Source organism: Bacillus sp. X1(2014), from assembly GCF_007678255.1.
This window is the reverse complement of record NZ_VEED01000014.1, coordinates 11489-32738: the sequence shown is the minus strand read 5'-3', so window position 1 is coordinate 32738 and position 21250 is coordinate 11489. Positions and strand designations below refer to the sequence as shown.

The 21250-nt window shown below is 33.6% G+C and carries 15 protein-coding genes; 14 read left to right on the top strand and 1 reads right to left on the bottom strand.

Annotation, left to right across the window (positions count from 1 at the left end; translation table 11 throughout):
- The first annotated feature begins 36 nt into the window (after nt 1-36).
- From FS608_RS21340 to FS608_RS21295, 10 genes are all read left to right on the top strand, one after another.
- A complete protein-coding gene (locus FS608_RS21340; protein WP_186328840.1) occupies nt 37-1242 on the top strand; it encodes a glycosyltransferase in 1206 nt (401 codons plus the stop codon).
- A 64-nt stretch (nt 1243-1306) separates the two neighbouring features.
- Entirely contained in the window at nt 1307-2404 is a 1098-nt protein-coding gene (locus FS608_RS21335; protein ID WP_144554601.1) for a glycosyltransferase, read from the top strand.
- A 93-nt stretch (nt 2405-2497) separates the two neighbouring features.
- A complete protein-coding gene (locus FS608_RS21330) occupies nt 2498-3811 on the top strand; it encodes a hypothetical protein (RefSeq protein ID WP_144554600.1) in 1314 nt (437 codons plus the stop codon).
- Between the two features lie 23 nt (nt 3812-3834).
- Nucleotides 3835-4998, top strand: a complete 1164-nt coding sequence (locus FS608_RS21325; protein ID WP_144554599.1) for a glycosyltransferase — start codon at nt 3835-3837, stop codon at nt 4996-4998.
- A gap of 132 nt (nt 4999-5130) precedes the next feature.
- A complete protein-coding gene (locus FS608_RS21320; protein ID WP_144554598.1) occupies nt 5131-6633 on the top strand; it encodes a lipopolysaccharide biosynthesis protein in 1503 nt (500 codons plus the stop codon).
- Nucleotides 6617-7546, top strand: coding sequence for an ATP-grasp fold amidoligase family protein (locus FS608_RS21315; protein ID WP_222127389.1), 930 nt, complete (start codon nt 6617-6619; stop codon nt 7544-7546). The genes FS608_RS21320 and FS608_RS21315 overlap by 17 nt, the downstream gene beginning before the upstream one ends.
- Nucleotides 7543-8631, top strand: coding sequence for a GDP-mannose 4,6-dehydratase (locus FS608_RS21310; protein WP_144554597.1), 1089 nt, complete (start codon nt 7543-7545; stop codon nt 8629-8631). Before FS608_RS21315 ends, FS608_RS21310 begins: the two co-directional genes overlap by 4 nt.
- Nucleotides 8628-9947, top strand: a complete 1320-nt coding sequence (locus tag FS608_RS21305) for a UDP-glucose dehydrogenase family protein (RefSeq protein ID WP_144554596.1) — start codon at nt 8628-8630, stop codon at nt 9945-9947. Before FS608_RS21310 ends, FS608_RS21305 begins: the two co-directional genes overlap by 4 nt.
- A gap of 112 nt (nt 9948-10059) precedes the next feature.
- Nucleotides 10060-11451, top strand: coding sequence for a sugar phosphate nucleotidyltransferase (locus tag FS608_RS21300; protein WP_144554595.1), 1392 nt, complete (start codon nt 10060-10062; stop codon nt 11449-11451).
- 158 nt (nt 11452-11609) lie between these two features.
- The gene (locus FS608_RS21295) at nt 11610-12725 is read left to right on the top strand and encodes a glycoside hydrolase family 5 protein (protein WP_186328839.1); all 1116 of its coding nucleotides are present in this window, start codon (nt 11610-11612) and stop codon (nt 12723-12725) included.
- Nucleotides 12726-12769: 44 nt separating this feature from the next.
- Here the strand turns inward: FS608_RS21295 and FS608_RS31405 are convergent, their stop codons facing one another.
- On the bottom strand, nt 12770-12892 hold the full coding sequence (locus tag FS608_RS31405; protein WP_260871766.1) for a hypothetical protein: 123 nt from the start codon (nt 12890-12892) through the stop codon (nt 12770-12772).
- 617 nt (nt 12893-13509) lie between these two features.
- Here FS608_RS31405 and epsC point away from each other — a divergent pair.
- The 4 genes from epsC (at nt 13510) to FS608_RS21275 (ending at nt 20826) form a co-directional block, all read left to right on the top strand.
- Nucleotides 13510-14211 carry a serine O-acetyltransferase EpsC gene (epsC, locus tag FS608_RS21290; RefSeq protein WP_260871765.1) on the top strand — a complete coding sequence of 234 codons (702 nt, stop codon included), beginning with the start codon at nt 13510-13512 and terminating at the stop codon, nt 14209-14211.
- Between the two features lie 43 nt (nt 14212-14254).
- A complete protein-coding gene (locus tag FS608_RS21285; protein WP_144554593.1) occupies nt 14255-15361 on the top strand; it encodes a thioesterase domain-containing protein in 1107 nt (368 codons plus the stop codon).
- Between the two features lie 188 nt (nt 15362-15549).
- Nucleotides 15550-17427, top strand: coding sequence for an asparagine synthase (glutamine-hydrolyzing) (asnB, locus tag FS608_RS21280; RefSeq protein WP_144554592.1), 1878 nt, complete (start codon nt 15550-15552; stop codon nt 17425-17427).
- Nucleotides 17428-19185: 1758 nt separating this feature from the next.
- Entirely contained in the window at nt 19186-20826 is a 1641-nt protein-coding gene (locus tag FS608_RS21275) for a hypothetical protein (protein ID WP_144554591.1), read from the top strand.
- Nucleotides 20827-21250: the final 424 nt, after the last annotated feature.

Genomic DNA, 21250 nt, shown 5'->3' with positions numbered 1-21250 from the left:
GATAAGCAGTTGTACCTCATATAGGGGATGATTTATATGAAAAAAGTACTTTTTGTTATTTCAGCATTAAACACTGGTGGAGCAGAAAAAAGCCTGGTTAATTCACTTAATCTTTTTGATTATTCAAAGTACAAGGTGGATTTGTTGTTATTTAAACATGAGGGTGCCTTTATTAAACAAGTACCGAAAGAGGTAAATATTTTAAGCATACCTAACACATTGAAATATGCATTCAAACCTTTGGATCCGGACGGAATCAAAAAAATTTCTTCCTTAAATGTAGGTTTTAGAAGGTATGTTGGAACATTTTATACACGGTTAAGATATAGAAGCAATACTAATAAGGGGAAACAATTCCGATGGAACACATTCTATAGAAATGCTATTAAGGATTTACCAGGAGAATATGACGTAGCTATTTCTTATATGCACGGTGAAGCTATGTACTATGTAGCTGATAAGGTAAAGGCAAAGAAAAAGATTACATGGGTACACAATGATTATAATGCCGATGGGTTTGATCGAGAGTTAGATAGACCATATTTCGCGAAATTCAATCGAATCGTTTCAATATCAGATGAATGCGTAAAAATATTTAGTGATATTTTTTCTGATTTTGCTGACAGGACAGTATCTATACCGAATCTCACATCATCCTCTTTCATAAAGAAAATGGCGCTTGATTTTCTTCCGAATGAATATAAGGCAGTTAGAGCAACGGATCCCAAGAAGCCTATACTACTTTCAATTGGTAGGTTAAGCAGCCAAAAAGGATTTGATGTGGCCATTCAAGCGGCAAAAGTGATGCAGGATCAAAACATTAATTTTATCTGGTATATTATCGGGCAGGGTGAACTAAGAGAAAAATTACAAAAGCAAATAAATGATGCACAGGTAGAAAACAAAGTTATTTTATTAGGGACCAGGGAGAATCCATACCCGTATTGCCATTTTTGTGATATCGTCGTTCAACCATCGAGATATGAAGGGAAATCTGTTGTGCTGGATGAAGCTAAAATCTTAGCGAAACCAATTGTTGTTTCAAATTATGATACCGTTAAGGATCAAATTATTGGAGGCTCAGAAGGAATCATAGTCCCTCTTGAACCTCATCAAATCGCTGAGGCAATTATAGATTTATTGAGCAATCCAAATAAACGGTTACAATTGAGTGACTTTTTACAAAAACACGAATATGGCAACGAGGACTTGGTTGAAATGTATTACAATCAAATCAACTAAAAATAATAACTAGCACTTCTGGCGCCTGCGCTTAAATTTGAAAAATTGTCTAAGGGGATTTGATATGCCTGCTAATAAGTATCTTTTTGTAACGAATTCTCTTACATCTGGTGGAGCAGAGAGGGTTGTATCAATATTAGCAAGTGGAATGGCTGAGAAAGGTTATGATGTTCATTTGATACTATATGAAAGAATGAATAATGAATACCCTATTTCTGATAAAGTGAAACTCCACCTATTACCTAAAAGAAATGGTGAAAATAAGATTTATTATTATACACAAAAATTTTTAGTAATGAGAAAAATGATACATGAAATCGATCCTGATATTATCATTCCGTTTCTACCTGATCAAGTAAATCATTTCTATTTAGCATCAAGATTTATGAAAATTCCATTCATATTTACTGTCAGAAATAATCCATTTCTCTATCCAGAATCTAAAATGATGAGGTGGATTGGGAAGATAGTTGCATTATTATCAACGGGGATTTTTCTGCAAACTGAAGAACAAGCTGAATTTTTTCCGAAATTTGTAAGAAAAAAAATGATTGTGGTGCCTAATCCGGTAAGCAGTGTCTTAATAGATTGCAATTATCAGAGAAGAGAATTCATTACAGAAATAGCTACTTTTGGAAGATTAAGTGCTCAGAAAAACCAACGACTATTAATTCAAGCATTTGCAATAGTTTATAAAACGAATAGGTCCTTAAGATTGAATCTATATGGGGAAGGTGAAGAGGAAAACAATTTGAAGGATTTAGTAAAAAAACTAGGAATAGAGGATGTTGTGGCTTTTAAGGGAAGAGTATCTAACGTTGCAGATGAGCTGATGTCTACAGATCTTTTTGTTTTATCGTCAAACTATGAAGGGATGCCGAATGCCCTATTGGAGGCGATGGCTGTTGGATTGCCTTGTATATCAACAGATTGTCCGACTGGCCCTAAGGATCTAATACAAAATAAGGAGAACGGTATCTTGATTAAAAGTAATGAGGTCGATGAATTAGTTTCTGCAATTAATTACTGTCTAGAAAATCCTTTATTTTGTCAAGAAGCAGGAAGAGCAGCCAAGAAAAAAGTTAAAGAAGAATTTCAAATTGATATCGTAATTGACAGTTTTAAAAGGGAAATAAATCAATTAATAGAGAATGGCGTTTAGAAAGGATGTTCAAAAGAAGTCAATATTAATCGGCAGCCAGTGGGGGATTGTACCAGATTACTGGACCATTGGATCGCTACTAGGGGTAAAACTATGCATCTAAATGAGTTGAGAATTAATATAAAAGGATTGCTATTTAATAGCATCATATTGCTCATGCTAATTAATTTAATATTGCCAGGAATGACGGGTTCTTGGATTCCTGATGGTTCGATGGCATACACTTATTTATTTCATTACTCTACATTAACATCGGCATGCTTAAATATGGCTATCTTTTTACTGTATATTCTATTAGCTTTTTGCATACTTAGTAATCAAAGAAAAGGCAAAATTAATTTGATTATTGCTTTTAGTATTCTTGTATTTTTTATTTGGTGTATGATCTCTGTTTTTGAAGCAAATTTACAAGAGATTTTTCTAAGTGATATTTCAATAAATTTATGTTTAATCCCATTATTTTATTTACTTGGTTATGATAAGACTGTATTTAAGAGTGCGAAAAATGTGATTCCATATATAATCGTTACAATGATTGTACTTATTTTATGGAATGGTATTTCCTTTATTTTACAGTATGGGATTTCAGTTGAGACGAGATCATCACCAAGTAAAGAAATGTTTTCGGTTCTAATCAGTGCTTATTGGTGTTACGCATTAGGAATGTCTGATAATAGAAGAACCCATAAGTCTTTCAAATATATTCTAGGTATCTGTTTATTAATTTGTGCTTTTCTAATTCGTTCAAGAAGTTGGGTTATTCAGGGTGTTTTAGTACTCTATTCAATAATGATCCTTAGCCCAGGTAAACATAGTTTCTTTAAGAAAATATTGTCTGCTTGTATTGTGGTGCTCGTTTTTATCGCAATTATAGTCTTATTTCCTAATATTACAGGAGCCCTTTTTAACCGAATTGGTGAAGATACTAGATTTGGACAATACGAAACTTTCTTTTCACAAGTAAGTCCAATTAGTTTAATATGGGGCAACGGAATGAATGCTGGTTATAGTTTTCTAGGTAATCCCAACTATAAGTATTTTGATAATCAATTTATTTATATGATGTTTCATTATGGAATGGTTCCAATTCTTTGTTTAATAGGTGTGATAAGTCACTTATTCAGAAAGATAAAAAGAGGCACTTTAAATAAAGATGAAGAAGCCTTTATTTTCGGATGCCGATTAATGAGTTTCTTCTTTTTGGCAGCCTTAGGTGGATTATCAGTCTATTATAAATTAGGGTGGAATCTGAGTACACTATTAGTATTTGTTTTTATTGGAAGAGCCCATAAAATGGTGAAAGAATCAAGAAGAGTCGTCTTAAAGAATCATAACATTCATACAGGAACTTCAACCACAACAAGCGGGAATTTGATGAGAAGTGAAGTAAATAAGTTGATTAGTTAGTCAAAGCATATGGAGGAATTTTAGTGAAGAAAAGAATTTTTATTTTTAGCTATGCAAATTTCCCTCGAGGATCATCAAAGGCTAATTATATTCAATATTTGAGTCAGGCATTGAAAGAGGCGGAATATGATGTATATGTTATTACAGATATAAATGAAGAATTTAGACTTCAAATTCAAGAAGGTCATCTTTCATATAAGGGAATAAAAATTATTCCATATAATATAACTAAAACAAGAATTCTACGACGCCTGCAATTTCACTATTATCAGGGGCACATCTTAGTTAATATCTTAAAGAAGTATCATATTACAAGAGAAGATATTGTATTGGTGTATTCTGGAGATTTAGATGTTAATCGGGAGATATTAAAATATAAAAGAAAGATTGGATTTAAAACAGCAAATATGGTTGTCGAGTGGTTTCCCAACAGTTATTTTGAATCAAAACAGAGAGCAAAAAGGTATTACACATATTTAGAAAATTTTATGCCACAACATGATTTAATTTTTCCCATTTCCTCCTATATTGAAGATCATTTAATTGGTGATAAATGCAAAAGCATGCGATTACCGATTATGGCCGATGTACTTGAATACCCAGTAGGAGAAAAAGCATTTAATAAAATTAAGTTTATTTTTCCAGGTAATGGTTTAATGAAAGATGCAATTGAGGTAGTTCTTAAAAGTTTTAGTCAATTGACTTTTCAAGAAAAGGAACGAGTGGAATTACATTTATGTGGTATTAAGGAGGAGGAAATTAAAAATCTTTTGTCGCCTCATGAATATGATCATATTAAAAGTGTTCTTGTCGTGCATAAATGGTTGCATTATGAAAAATTGGTAGAATTATATCAGTCAATGCATTTTTTGATTTTGGCTAGAGAAGAAAATCAATTGACTTTGGCTAATTTTCCAAGTAAAGTTCCTGAAGTTATGTGCTATGGTGTTATTCCAATTGCATCAAATGTAGGAGATTATACTAAATATTATTTAGAAGATGATATTAATAGCCTAATCTTTGATCGGTGCGATATCGATTCATGTTTAGAAAAAATCCGTAAAGCACTGTCTTTACCTGATGAAGAAATATTAAAGCTTTCATTTAATGCAAGAAAATGTGCTGAGAATAAGTTTGATTATAGAAATTGGGTAGGAAAAATCCATTATGCTCTGGAGAATATGTAAAATTTATGCATGTTTGTTCTCTTTTAAGAACGTTTAATATTGTTATAACGGTCAATAAAATAAAATATCGATGAAACTCCTGTGTGAATATTCACTTAACCAGGGAATGAATAAATCGACAGAGAGGTTTTTATGGAAGAAAAAAATCTTAAGAATAAAGTTGTATCTGGGTTGTTTTGGTCATTTGGTGAGCGATTTATCACACAAGGTGCTTCATTTGCTTTATCGATTATTTTAGCGCGATTGCTTATGCCTAGTGAATATGGTTTGGTGGCATTAATTCTTGTGTTTATTAATTTGGCGAGTGTATTCGTAACAAACGGAATTGGTGAATCATTAATTCAAAAAAAGAATGCGGATGAGACAGATTTTTCCACGATCTTTTATTGCAGTTTTTTTATGTCCATTATTATTTATACCATTCTATTTTTAACAGCACCATTTATAGCGAAATTTTATGGAAATTCTGATTTAGTATCGGTTTTACGTGTACTAGCATTAATCATACCCATTTCGTCTTTTAGCACGATCCAGCAAGCATATGTGTCGAAAAGAATGATGTTTAAAAAATTCTTTTTTTCAAACTTGGGTGGCACATTAGTGGCGGGGTTAATTGGTATTGTAATGGCATATTACGGATTTGGTGTATGGGCATTAGTAGCTCAAACCCTAATTAATACAATCGTTGGAACGATCGTTCTGTTTTTTACAGTACAGTGGAGACCGAGACTATTGTTTTCTATAAATTCTGCTAAGGAACTTGTGGGTTTTGGATGGAAACTTGTTGCAGCCGATTTTATTAATATCGGATATAACGAATTAAGAAGTCTAACCATTGGTAAAATTTATACAATGGCTGATTTGGCCTATTATAATAGAGGCAATCAATTTCCCAGTCTTATTATTTCAAATATAAATTCTACGATTGCAAAAGTTGTTTTTCCAGCGATGGCAGAGGTAAATGACGATATCAGCCGTTTAAAAACGGTAACGAGAAGAGCGATGAAAATTACTGCCTATTTAATTTTTCCGCTTATGATTGGCCTGATGAGTGTGGCAAATTCCCTCATTCTGGTTTTACTGACTGAAAAGTGGTTGTTTGTTGTTCCATTTTTACAGATTTGTTGCATCTATTGGTTATTTCAACCAATGCAAACGGCAAACTGGCAAGCAATAAAGGCTTTAGGGCGAAGTGACTTATTGATGAATTTGGAAATCTTAAAAAAAGTAATTGGTGTAGCAATGCTTTTGTTGACCATGAACATAAATGTATATGCAATTGCCATATCAAATGCTGTTTTTGCAGGTATTTCAATGTTCATCAACATGATTCCGAATAAAAAATTGATTAATTACTCCATGGCAGAGCAATTTCGTGATATTGCCCCACCGTTAATATTGTCGATTACAATGGGAGGGATGATCTATACCATTACTTGGCTTTCACTTCCAGCTATAGCAACATTGGGATTGCAAATTTTATGTGGTGGAATAATCTATGTCGGGGTTTCCTATATCTTTAAACTGGATAGTTTTATGTATTTAAGTGAAATTCTGATTAAAAAGGTAAGTAAAGATCGTAAGGTACATATACGAAGAATGAAGGAAGGGGAATCTATTGTTAAAGAAAATTAACAAAGTAATCAAAAAACCAGAAACCATAGTTTTATGGGCTAATTGGAAAGGATACTTGAATTGGCTCCCAGATAAAGTCTACCTTAATTTAATGTATCTTTCTAGAATGAAAAAAAGGCTAGACTTAAAAAGTCCAAAAACATTTAACGAGAAACTTCAATGGCTTAAAATTTATGACCGGCATACTAAATATATACAAATGGTTGATAAGTGTGAAGCGAAACAATATGTTGCGAAGATAATCGGATCAGATTATATCATTCCTACTTATGGGGTGTGGGATTATTTTGATGATATAAATATTGAAATGCTGCCAGACCAGTTTGTTTTAAAATGTACACACGATTGCGGAGGCTTAGTAATTTGTAGAAATAAAAAGAATTTTGATATAGAGGCGGCTCGAAATAAAATCAATAGTTGTTTGAAAAAAAACTATTATTATAATGGGCGAGAATGGCCGTATAAAAATGTAAAACCAAGAGTGATCGCCGAAAAATACATGGAAGATCCTTCATCATTCGTATTAAAAGATTATAAGTTTTATTGTTTTAGTGGGAAGCCAGAATTCGTACAGTTATCTCAAGGTATGGAGAAACACAGTACGGCATCTATGGCTTTTTTAACTTTAGATTGGGAACGTTTGCCATTTGAAAGAAGCGACTTTTTACGGATTGATAATATTCCTTCTAAGCCATTGAATTTTGAAATAATGAAATCGTTCGCAGAAGAGCTATCACAGGGACATTCCTTTTTGCGAGTTGACTTATATGAAATTAATGGAAGAGTTTATTTCTCCGAATTAACCTTTTCACCTACGAGCGGCTTTATTCCAATACAACCTCCAGAATACGATTTGCAGATTGGAAGGTTGCTTCAATTACCCAACAAAACCAATATTGAAAGGGTGTTATGAATATGAATATCAATTTTAGTAATAAAACCATTTTAATAACTGGTGTGGCTGGTTTTATCGGTTTTTACCTAGCCAAACAGATTTTTGAATCAAATGGTAACTTGATGTCAATTATTGGAATTGATAATATGAATGACTATTATGACGTTTCTTTAAAAGAAACAAGATTGTCAATGTTGAAGGAAATAGCACTTGATGAATCTAAAGGTAACTTTACGTTTATTAAAGGTTCCCTGGTAGACAAAATGCTCATTGATTCTGTGTTTGATCGGTACAAACCAGATATTGTTGTAAACCTTGCTGCACAAGCAGGTGTTCGGTATAGTATTACGAATCCGGAGTCATATATTGAATCCAACTTAATTGGTTTCTTTAATATTCTTGAAGCTTGCCGCCATTCCTATGATCATGGAGCAAAAGGGGTTGAACATCTTGTGTATGCATCCTCTTCCTCAGTGTATGGGTCCAATAAAAAGGTACCGTATTCTACTGATGACAAGGTAGATAATCCTGTGTCCTTATATGCAGCCACAAAGAAGTCTAATGAATTGTTAGCACATTCGTATTCTAATTTATATGGCATTCCCTCTACAGGTTTACGTTTCTTTACCGTTTACGGTCCAATGGGAAGACCAGATATGGCATACTTTGGGTTTACTAATAAACTTGTTAAAGGAGAAAAAATCCAAATTTTTAATTATGGAGATATGATGCGGGATTTCACCTATATCGATGATATTGTCACCGGCGTCATGAATGTCATGAGGGAAGCACCGGATACAAATGAAGATGGTGTGAAGTATAAGGTATACAACATCGGGAATAATCAGCCAGAAAGTCTCATGTCATTTGTAGAGACACTCGAGAAGTGCCTGATTGGAGAAGGAATAATTGATAAACCTGCTGAGAAAGAACTTCTTCCTATGCAGCCTGGTGATGTTTACCAGACTTATGCAGATGTAGATGAACTTGTGAAAGATTTTGGTTTCAAACCAAGTACTAGTCTTGAAGAAGGTCTTAGTCGATTTGCTAAGTGGTATAAGGAATATTATTTGGAAACCGAAGTGAAGGCGGTACAAATATGAAAATAGCAGTAGCTGGAACTGGATATGTAGGTTTAGTCACAGGGGTCTGTCTGGCAGAACATGGCCATTTTGTTACTTGTGTAGATATTGATGAAAATAAAGTTGCCTTAATGAAGGCCGGAATTTCTCCGATTTATGAACCAGGCCTTCAAGAATTAATGGTGCAGAATATGGATCGATTGAATTTTACAACACATTACCAAGATGCTTATAAAGATGCAGATATTATTTTCATTGGTGTTGGAACTCCCGAAAAGCGGGATGGTTCGGCTAATTTAAGTTATGTTTATGGAGTAGCTGAACAAATTGCAAGAAGTATTGAGAAAGATTGTGTAGTTGTTGTTAAATCAACAGTCCCTATTGGAACGAATGACAAAATCGAAGATTTGGTTAAGTCCAATTTAGCAAATGATGTAAATGTATATGTTGCCTCGAATCCGGAATTTTTATCACAAGGCACGGCTGTTAAAGATACATTGTGTGCATCAAGAATTGTTATTGGCGTGGAAGATGAAATTGCTAGCAAGATACTAAAAGAAGTTTATAAGAATTTTAATGCGCCAATCGTGGTGACAAATAGAAAAAGTGCTGAGATGATAAAGTATGCTTCCAATGATTTTCTAGCCCTGAAAATTTCATTTATTAATGAAATTGCAAACCTTTGTGAAATTATTGGAGCTAATATTGAAGATGTTGCACATGGAATGGGGTATGATGCCCGCATTGGAAACCGATTCTTAAATGCAGGTATCGGATATGGAGGATCTTGCTTCCCTAAAGACACGAAAGCATTGCATTGGTTAGCCAATTTCCACGACTATGAGTTAAAGACAGTAAAAGCAGCGATTGATGTAAATGAAAATCAAAAACTTAAATTGTTCAAAAAATCCCGCAAATATTTTGATAGTTTAAAAGGACTGAATGTAGCTGTTCTAGGTTTAACATTCAAGCCAGGTACTGATGATTTAAGAGAAGCGCCTTCGCTTGTGAATATTCCCATTATGATCGATGATGGCGCAAATGTGAGAGCCTGGGATCCTGTGGGGATCGATAACTTTAAAAAATCATATCCGCACGGAATTACTTATTGCTATTCCATAGAAGAGACCATTAAGGATGCTGACATTTGTTTTATTTTTACTGAATGGGACGAAGTTAAGAACTTTGATTTAAATAACTATAGTAAGTTGATGAATAATCCAATCGTAATAGATGGAAGAAACTGTTATGATTTGATAAGTGTAAAAAATGCGAAAGTCGTTTATGACTCTATCGGAAGAGAAACAATAAACAGCTTAGAAATGTCACTTTTATAAGTGACACTCAAAGGTTAAAGGAAAGCTACCACTATAATTCACCGAATATTCGTTCTTTTAAAATAAGATGGCAGACCAACTCCTGGTCTGTCTTTTTTTATGGAGGGAAATCATGAGATTAGTACTTTTATCTGGTGGTTCAGGAAAACGGTTATGGCCATTGTCAAATGATACACGATCAAAACAATTCTTAAAAGTGCTTGAAGGGGAGAATGGAGAAAAACAGTCGATGGTACAAAGGGTGTGGGGACAGTTAAAAAAAGCGGAACTTACAGAATGCTCATTAATCTCCACTTCAAAAATGCAAAGAGACATGATATACAGCCAAATTGGAATGGATGTTCCCTTAATTATTGAGCCTGAAAGACGGGATACGTTTCCAGCGATCGCATTGGCTGCCTCTTATCTATACTCGATTGAAAGTGTGTCAGAAAATGAGGTAATTGTTATTTTACCAGTAGATCCCTATATAGAAGATCACTTTTTTGAAAAGGTAAAAGAATTAGAGACGGCATTAGCCCATTCAGAAGCTGATCTTGCTTTAATTGGAGTGAAGCCGACATACCCATCTTCTAAATATGGATACATCGTCCCAAAAGAACATACGGGTATAGAAGATGAATATTTAACTGTAAACCATTTTACCGAAAAACCAAGTGAAGAAAAGGCACGAACACTAATAGAAAAAAATGCATTATGGAATTGTGGTGTGTTCGCATTTAAATTGAAATATCTCATTGATTTACTTTACGAGAAAGGCTTTCCGCTTCATTTTAATGAACTAGAACGACAATATCAATATCTCCCTAAAATAAGCTTTGATTATGAAGTGGTTGAAAGAGCAAATCATCTTATCGTACTTCCTTATGATGGATATTGGAAAGATCTTGGAACATGGAATACGTTAACAGAGGAGATGGCTACCACTCAAATCGGTAAAGGGATTATTAGTGACGAAACGTTCAATACCCATTTAGTGAATGAATTAGATATTCCAATTACTGTTCATGGCGTCAAAGATGTAGTGGTGGCTGCAAGTCCGGATGGGATTCTTGTTACAGATAAAGCATCTAGTCCAAAAATTAAAGAGCTGATTGGTTCCTTTAATCAGCCACAAATGTATGAAGAACGGATATGGGGATGGTCACGTGTATTAGATTATGCAAAATTTGAGAATGGACAGGAAATGGTCACAAAGCGGATTTGTATCCATAAAGGTAAAAATTCAAGCTATCATTATCATAATTTACGAGATGAAGTATGGACCATTATAAAAGGTGAGGGCGAGATAGCCTTAGATGATAAAATCAATCGTGTAAAAGCGGGTGATATTATTCATCTTCCAGCGGGAAGAAAACATGGAATTTTTGCGATTAGTGATTTAGAATTTATCGAAGTTCAAACAGGTTCAGGTATTACAGGTGAAGACTTTACAAGATTGTATATGACTTGGGATGAAGTAATTCGTCATTTTCAACAATCAAAATCAAAGGTAATCTCGTAACAGTTTATTGATCGAAAAAAATGTGGGGCTCGTTAATTTGCTTAAAAATTGCTTTTTATATCTCGGAATATGGATCGGTCTGGGGTCATTGTCGGAGAATCATGAATTCTCCCTCAAAGATCTTTTCTAACTGTATATCGCTTTTTATGGAGGTGATTATGATAAAAAGGAATAAAAAATGGGTTTGGTTAATTTTTCTCTTATTATTTCTCCTTTTTAGTTGTCAACACACTGTGCTTACAGTAAAGCAAATGGACTTTTCAAAAGGAATGAATCTTAATGGTTGGTTTGTTTGGCAATTTGGTAATGATCCACTTACATTTTACAAGGAAATCGACGCTAAACAATTAAAAGATCTAGGATATACGTATGTTCGTATTCCAGTTGATCCAGATTATATTTGGGATTATGAAAACGATCAATTAAAGCACATGAAGGAAATTAAACGAGCAATTGAAATTAATAATAGTCAAGGACTCGCAGTAACTTTAGATTTACATCCAACAGAAAAAATTACAAATAAACAAAATGATCCTCGTACAAAACAAGAAATATATTCACTTTGGAGTGCATTATCAAAAGAGTTAAAAAAGTATCCTTCTGACCAATTATCTTTTGAATTATTTAATGAACCGAACTTTACAGACGATGACGCTTGGCGTGATTTTATGGATAAATCCATTAAAGCGGTTCGAGAAAATGATACTACACGTACGCTTTTAATTGATTCAAACTCATCTTCTAATTTGGAAACACTTGTTTCAAGTGAGCCTTTTAATGATAATCATTTAGTTTATGTTTTTCATTTTTATGATTCCTTTGTATTTACTCATCAAGGTTGGGAATGGTTTGAGGAGGCAACTGTCAAAGAATTAAGAAATATTCCATATCCAGCCTCACCTGAAATTGTAGCACCACTCCTACAAGGATTATCACCAGAGGCACAGTCAATGCTAAAATGGTATGGAAGTGAAAATTGGAATCAGCAAAAAATTGAACAACAAATTATGCAGGTTGTAAAATGGCGTGATCAACATCAAACAAAAGTTATCATGAATGAATTCGGTGTTTATAAACAAAATGCAAAACCAGATGATAGAAATGCTTGGGTCCGTGATGTTCGCACCACGGCAGAAAAATATAATATCGGATGGGCATTTTGGAGTTATGATGATAATCAATTTGGATTATTCTCTTCTCGTTCAAGTGTGACAGGTAATAAGCGTTCGGTAGATAAAGAAACTGCACAAGCACTCGGTTTATCTGTTCAATAAAAATAGAATAAAGCTTTATTCAAATGGATACAGGGGAACCAGTATTAATTATTTTCACAGATAAACCGAAGTATTAATTCAACCCAGCCAATCATTGAGATCCAAAGAGTGATACTTAATGGTACACCCCAGACTAGCCCCTTCAGAAAATTGCCTTCATGATTCATAATAGTACCTCCGTAACTTTTAATAAAGGAAGAAACCTTTCTGGTTTATACCTATTATGGTTAATAATTCTGAAATTAATAAGTTTTGTAATGAGATTATGGATATTAGAGTAGTATTATTTTTTATTACTTTATTCTTAATGGTTTAAATAAATTACGGAGTTGGAAATATGAAATGGTTTATTTTATTCATTGGTTGTTTGCCATTGGATTGAAAGAAATAAACGTTGAAGAGTTAAATTTTAAGATAAAGTTGAAATAAAATTGAGATTAAGACAATAAACTTAAAATTTTAAAAAATTTTGTCAGCTTAGGGAAATTCATGTTATAATTTATGTAATACTTAAAGGTAAGGATTGTTCTTTACGAATACTAAATCATTGAGTTAAATGCGAACGCATTTTTTTTATGCATCATTTGTTCTTTATAAAGAACTTTACTGGTTTTTTTAATCAACAAAAGAGCAGAAAGGTGATAAACATGGAAGAACACTATTTAATGGAAATTCATAACCAACTTACGAAGAGCTATGAAACAATTAGTGCTTCTAATATGTTTCAAAAAAAATAATAGAAAAGGATATAGAAATATTTTTAGATGATTATAGGAAGGTAGTGTTGCCAGAATTTTTTCATGATGGGGAAATTACACTCCAAGAATTAAATGATTTTAAAAATAGGATTGATAATATACTCCATTTGACAAAATGTAGTAATTGTTTATCTGAAGAAGATTCAATCAGTATTCTTGGGAAAATCCCTTCTATTAGAACCATGGTCTATAAGGACATTGAGGCAGCCTTTATAAACGATCCTGCAGCAAAAAGTTATGAAGAAGTGGCGATAACCTATCCAGGATTATTTGCGATAATGGTTCATAGAATTTCTCATGAATTATATAAGATGGGGTATTTCTTTTTTTCTCGATTATTATCGGAATATTCACATAGCAGGACAGGGATTGATATACACCCTGGGGCCACAATTGGGGAAAGTTTTTTCATCGATCATGGGACTGGAATTGTTATTGGTGAAACTTCGATGATAGGTAACAATGTAACCATTTATCAAAATGTAACCCTTGGTGCATTTTCTTTTCATCGAGATGAGAGTGGAAACATTATTAAAGGATTGAGGAGACACCCAACAATCGAAGACAATGTAACTATTTATGCAGGTGCAACCATTCTTGGAGGAGAGACAATAATTGGGAGAGATTCTATCATTGGTGGGAATGTGTGGCTTACGGATAGTGTTTTACCAAATAGCAAAGTCGTCTCTAAGTTTGAAAATAAAATTCATTATTCGCAAAAAAGCTAGTGTCTTTTGGTAGCTACATGTTAAAAAGATAGGAGGCTATAAAATGGATCATTCTCCTGTATCATCAGTATCGACCAAAGGTGCTCAAAGTACCTTACCAAGGAATACACTGGAAAAGCAACTTGTAGAAATATGGGAATCTTTATTAGATGTTAGACCCATAGGAATTAGGGATAATTTCTTCGATTTAGGTGGAAATTCTTATTTAGCTCTGCAAATGTTTTCGGATATAGAAAAAATCTTTAATAAGGAATTGCCTGTATCCATCATTCTACAAGGAGGAACAATAGAAAATCTGGCAGCGTTATTGTCATCAAATCATCATACTATTAATATGTCATCATCCTTAGTGGCAATACAATCCTTTGGCTCAAAACAACCTCTTTTTTGTATTCATGGTGGAGGCGGTGAAGTATTAATTTATAGATATTTAGCGATGGAATTAGGGAATGACCAACCTTTATTTGGACTAAGATATCCAAATAGTGAAAATTACGAGAAAATAACCGTTGAATCACTAGCTGATATATATGTTAAAGAAATAAGAAAAATACAACCAAATGGGCCATATTCACTCTTGGGTTTCTGTATTGGGGGAGCCATTGCCTATGAAATGGCTCAAAAGCTGATTCAAGTAGGAGAGGAGGTTTCATTGTTAGCTATTCTCAATTTAGCCAACCCCCAAAAAATCCCTCTAATCATTCCGAAGGAAACGCCATTAAAGAAAAAAATTATAAATAAGCTAACGAAAATATCTAAAATGTCACTGAAAGAGCGTGCTTTATTCATTAAACAGATGTTCCAAAAAGTTTTAGGTAAATTACTTGCTTCAAATACGACAGAAAATAAAAAGCTTAACGGAATGACACTAACAAGAATGACCCTTAGAGCTGCAGTAAGAGGATATAATCCCAATCCTTATCCAGGAAAGATATTACTACTTTCTGGAGATAGATATAACGACTATGAGGAAACACTCGGTTGGGAAACAAATGATAATGGAAGCATTGAAGTTCACAAAATACGAGTCGAACATGATAGGTTTTTGAAAAAACCGAACATTGAAAATGTTGCGGGACTCTTAAAACAACATTTTGAGATGGCAAACAATTGCAGTAAGGAAAAACCAGTGATTGCTAAATATTCATGACTTTTTTGAAATGGAATCGCCCTATTGTAATGTAATTCAAGGGTTTCATGGATATTTTTTATATTGATATTCTAAAGGAAGCCATTTTTTATAACAAAAATATAAATTGATACAGTAGGGTATTCCCAAAACTACAAAAATAAATAAACTTATTTTTGTAGTTAGGGAATAAGAGGAGGACAACAAGTATGTGTGGAATTTGTGGGTTTATTACCAAGGAACCATTTAATTTGGATTATCTAGAAAAGATGAACAATACATTGGTGCATAGAGGACCAGATGATAATGGTGAAGTAATCCTCCAAAAAGATGGATTTTATTTTGGATTGGCACATAGTAGATTATCCATTTTAGACTTATCTGAGATGGGGCATCAGCCAATGCATTCGGATGACTCAACTATTTCCATTGTATTCAATGGAGAAATTTATAATTATATTGAATTACGAGAGGAACTTCGTGCTATTGGGTATCGGTTTCGTTCAAACACGGATACAGAAGTGATCATATATGCCTATCAAGAGTGGGGAACAAATTGCTTTAATAGGTTGAATGGAATGTTTGCCATTGCAATATATGATAAAAGCAAAAATGAACTAATCTTGGCAAGAGATAGAATCGGTAAGAAGCCACTCTATTATTATCATAAACTGGGACATTTTGTATATGCCTCGGAGCTTAAGGCAATTATGAAATACCCCCAATTTGTAAAAGAAATTAGAAAAGATGTAATATCTAGTTACCTCTACCATCAATATATTCCCGCACCAAATACAATTTTTCATGATACATATAAATTAGAGCCAGGTACTTTTTTGGTCTGGAAAAATAACACGGTAAATATACAGAAATACTGGGACATTATCGACAAATATAGTGATTTAAGTAATAAATTAATAACCGACTATAAACAAGCAAAATTTGAGTTAAATCATTTACTGATTGATAGTGTTAGGAAAAGAATGATATCAGATGTACCTTTAGGATCTTTTTTAAGCGGAGGCATTGATTCTAGTTTAGTAACTGCTATAGCGCAAAGTGTAAGTGATAAACCAATTAAGACCTATTCAATAGGATTTGAGGACCCTGAATATGATGAATCAAACTTTGCAAATGAGGTTGCGGATTATTTAGGAACACAACACACCGTAATGCAAATAAATACAGACGATATGGTTAATCTTGTTGAAAGCATCCCTTATTACTATGACGAGCCGTTTGCAGATGCTTCGCAGATTCCTACCATGTTAGTTTCTGAGCTTGCCAAAAGAGATGTAACCGTTGTGCTCTCTGGAGATGGCGGCGATGAACTATTTTGTGGTTATGATATATACGATAAATTGCCTATAGTGCAAAAACTAGATAAATATGGGGATTTATTACACTATTTATTTGAAGAAACCAAAATGAAAAAATTTAAATTAAATGATAGATTTCCATCCTCCGTTAGAGCAGTTGTACTCAACCGTGAGGAAAGAACGAAAACCCAATTACTATATCATACGTTAGATGATCTCCCTAATAAATTAGTTAGAAATAAAAATAGCGAAGTGCTATTCTACGGTGAAGATCAGTTTCCACTGGATAACTGGCAGATGCGTCGAATGCTTCTTGATATGAAGACTTATTTACCAGAAGATATATTAACGAAGGTAGATAGAGCATCAATGAAATATTCACTCGAAGCAAGATGTCCAATATTAGATTATCGGATTATTGAGTACTCGTTCCAACTTCCACACGATTTTAAATATTATAAGGGTTCTAAGAAGCGTATTCTAAAAGATCTAGCATATGATTACATTCCTAAAAGGTTATTAGATCGTCCAAAAAAAGGTTTTGGAGTACCAATTGATACATGGCTCAAGACTTCATTGGGTAATGACCTTAAAAGGTTTTCAGACAGAACTGCTATTATGAAACAGGGTATTTTTGAATACGAAGTACTTTCAGAGCTTATAAGAAAACTTTATGAAAATAAAAGTACTAATTTAGAAAATAGAGTTATATGGAGCTTTTATGTATTTCAATTATGGTACAGAGAGTATATAGAATCTATTTTCTAATTGAAGGACATGTAAGAAGCACCAATTATGCTGCCGGTTCCCTAAACTTAATAGGGGACTGTTAGTTCTCTTTTGCCTGAAGTCATGTTTTATTATAATGATTGATGAATTTTTCAACTCTTTCTATTACAATATTATTTGTAAGAAACGCTTTTACTTGAGAGTAGTATTCTTCCGACTTTAGGGTGGATTGGAAGGATTCAATCACGGCATTATCCAAGCAAGCCCTTTCTGGGACATGAATTGTGATAATGCCTTTTTTTTGTTATTCATTTGAAATGAGTGGGACGTAGAGTGAGATCAATGATCGCTATGAAGCATTATGCCACTCGTTTCACGACCTTCTACAGCGTCATTTAAAGTATTTATCACTAAAAACACATCTTGGCTGGAACTAATTCGATATGCGATTATCTCATTATTAAATAAACCCATGATCGTGCTAAGACATAACATGGATTGCCCAAATGAAGAAAAGTGATATAGGTAACCCATTTTTCATTTGGTCTAGTGGGACTAAAATTCCTATTCAAATAATTGGGACTACTACCTTCATTTCACAAGCAATTTTATTCTTTCGTTTTGGCTTTCCCCCACATTGCAAATTATATTTTTGCATAATACATTGTACAGTATTTAGATGAACATTCCTCATATTTTTACGCAATAGTCATGCTCTAACTGTTCGATGTCCAATTTAGAGGTAGTAAGTTGACCTGAGTGTACCCAAAGAAAGGTTAAAGAATATTGATCTCTAAATTTTTTAACTTAGGATACTACCACTTCCGGAACCAATTTCTCTGAATACTTACCACTTAATTTCATCTTAATACAGCATTTTTTACTTCTTCTGAGTATGAATTTTTCTTTCCCATAAGAAAACACCTCCTGAGTTACGTACTATTTAAATACGATTCAGGGGGTGCTTTTTCCTCTGTCTTATTTAACTAGGTCTCTCCATAATCTCGTGGAACTTTTTTTAATCTTCTTATTAAATGAGTGAATCGGCTACACTAAACTGGATAATAAAATTAAGGTCAAGCAGACTTACCGCCAAATCTGGCATACGGCTTATTAAACATAAGTGATCTGCACTAGAAACTTTATATGGAGTAGCTAGTATGTTAGCCTTGTGTATTGATTAACTGGCATCCTGAATGGGAAAGCATGCCCGTGGAGTCTCCATGTCAAGTTCCTGTATGGTTTCACTACTTTTGGTAGTCTACGATATTTAATTCAGTTAATAATTACCGGGTGCTATGTTGCCTAAACAAAATAATTTATATACCCCTTTTTATAATACCGTTGTCATCGATTCAGCGACGAATGTTAATAAGTAGGTTAATTTACAGGACGATAATATTAACCAAGATATAAATTATAGGTTTTTTGGGAACGGAAACCACTGGGCAAGTCTTAAAATTCTATTTCAATAGATTTTATGAATTAGCATAATCAAGTCAACTTTGGAGGAAATATGTAGCACTCATGTGTACATATTAGGAGCTTTTATTATTTTCTTGCTTATAACTCACGTTAATGAGTACTTCACATATCTTAAATATAAAATAATATTCTTCAAAAAGGACTTTAATAAAATTGAAGGATATTAGTTTTATATTTATTATAAAGGGACGTGGTATTTACAATGAAACCTATAAATTCTTTAGCAAAATTAAATTCGATTGACTTGCAACCAGAGGATAAGGCATCCATATTCTATGTCGATATAAAGGTTGGAAATGGTGGTGGCTGTTCATGCCAAATCTGAAAAACCTTTCAGATTATTCAACTTATAAGTCTGGTTCAAATTGGGTTCCCGCTTTCACTAAAGCCTTTGCAGACTTAACAGCAGAAGGCGGTGGTATTCTTCAAGTACCAGTTGGAACGTATACCATTAATTCCACGCTCACTATTCCATCAAATATATTTATTGTGGGAATGGGTGTGGGTATTACCGTTATTAAACTTGCTAATGCAGCTAATGTGGATATGATTACCTTTGACACTCACTCGAATTGTGGAATTAGTGATTTGACGATTAAAGGAAATGCCTATGATGCTACACCTTCCACTGGTATGGATGGACTTGTTATTGGTAGACCGGGTATTAATATCACTAATAACGAGGGTAATATGCCTAATGTTAAGATTCAAAACATCGAAATACGAGACATTGGTGGGAATGGATTTCATTGTTATCCCGGTACATGGGTGTATTATTTATCGAGAATTGCTATTAAATATTGTACAGGCTATGGTGCGTGGATTGCTTCAACTGATAACCTTTTTGATACATTCGATATTACAGCTAATGGTAAATATGGGCTTTATATAACTGGAAGTAACAACCATTTTTCAAATATGAAAATCATCTTCAATGGTCGTGGTGCTATAAATGGCGGTAAATTCTATGGAAATGGAACGGATATCAACTCATCAGGTGTATATTGTGGAAACGGTACGAGAAATATATTTGTTAATATCGAATGTCAAGAAAACTATGGTCATGGGTTTGTATTTGATGGGGCAAAAGATACTGATTTAATTGGTCTATTAGCTGATAAAAATGGGTATTCAGCGCTTGCACCTGACGGTACAAGTTTAAAGACTACCGCAACAGCAGTTGGATTTTATTTTATGAACTCTTCCGCAAGGTTAACAGGTATTATTAAAGCAACTAATTTTAATACAAGCCTAGTGTCACAAGCGAGAGGGTACTATATTGATTCCACTTGTACAAACATCTCGTTAGATTTTGAAAGTGATGCGACACAAGGGCTTAGTGCGAACCTTTCTTATACGTCTTATGTTACAACAGCTGATAGTAGAGCGAATGTTCATGCTGCTATTCAGTATAGTGATTTCTTAACATCAGGATTAACATTAACAAATGCTATTACTGCTTATAACGGAACGAATTTTGCATTAGGTGCAACTTTTCTTAAGTCTTACATTATTACAGGTAATGAGATATACGGTACAACTAACTGGGCAAGCCATCCTAGAATCGGTACACCAGGAAATACGACGGTAGTTAAAGATCATATATATATGGTTCGTTGCAAGGTAAAACCAACAGTAGACAATTATTTTTTGAGATTAACCGCCTTGTATAACGAGGGCACCTATGATGTTGTCAAAAGGGTAGACGGTAATTATAAATCAGGCGTTTATACTGATGTTACCTTTTTATTTAAAGCTGATAGAAATAGCAGTAAACTAATGACCTACGTTGAAGATAAAGTAGGTACAAATAACGCAACTCAACAACCATTCTATGTGTCTGAATTTGCCATTATCGACATAACAGATGTGGTCAGCAAAAATTATATTCCAAAGGCAATAGACAAAGTTGTTAGTAAAAACTATTTCCTTGGTTCAAGGACTTTCGTTTAATTCGTAGTTGGAAGAAATTTAAATCGTAAGTACTAACTGAAAAATAGGTGTAAAAATACACCCTTAATCATGATGATAAGGGTGTATTTCCTAAAAAGGTATGTTCAAAAAAATTTCCGACTACTTCGATGTGATGGTGGATTTCTCATAAATCTTCATATCCGAATGGCTCGCCATCAAGTGATTCCATCTGAAAGCATCCATCCTTGACTATTTTCTTACCCACAAGATGAGAATATTTGTGATTACTGCTGAGCTATGAGAGGGGGAAATTATGATGTTTGCAGCATTAACTTTCTAATAATTATCACATCATGTTCTTTATTGAGGCCGGTGGTGTGAACTTTCTATGGGTAAAATTAACCTAATTTGCATTTACATAAATCTGCAACTTCTTTATAATGAACTTAAAATGTTCTTTATT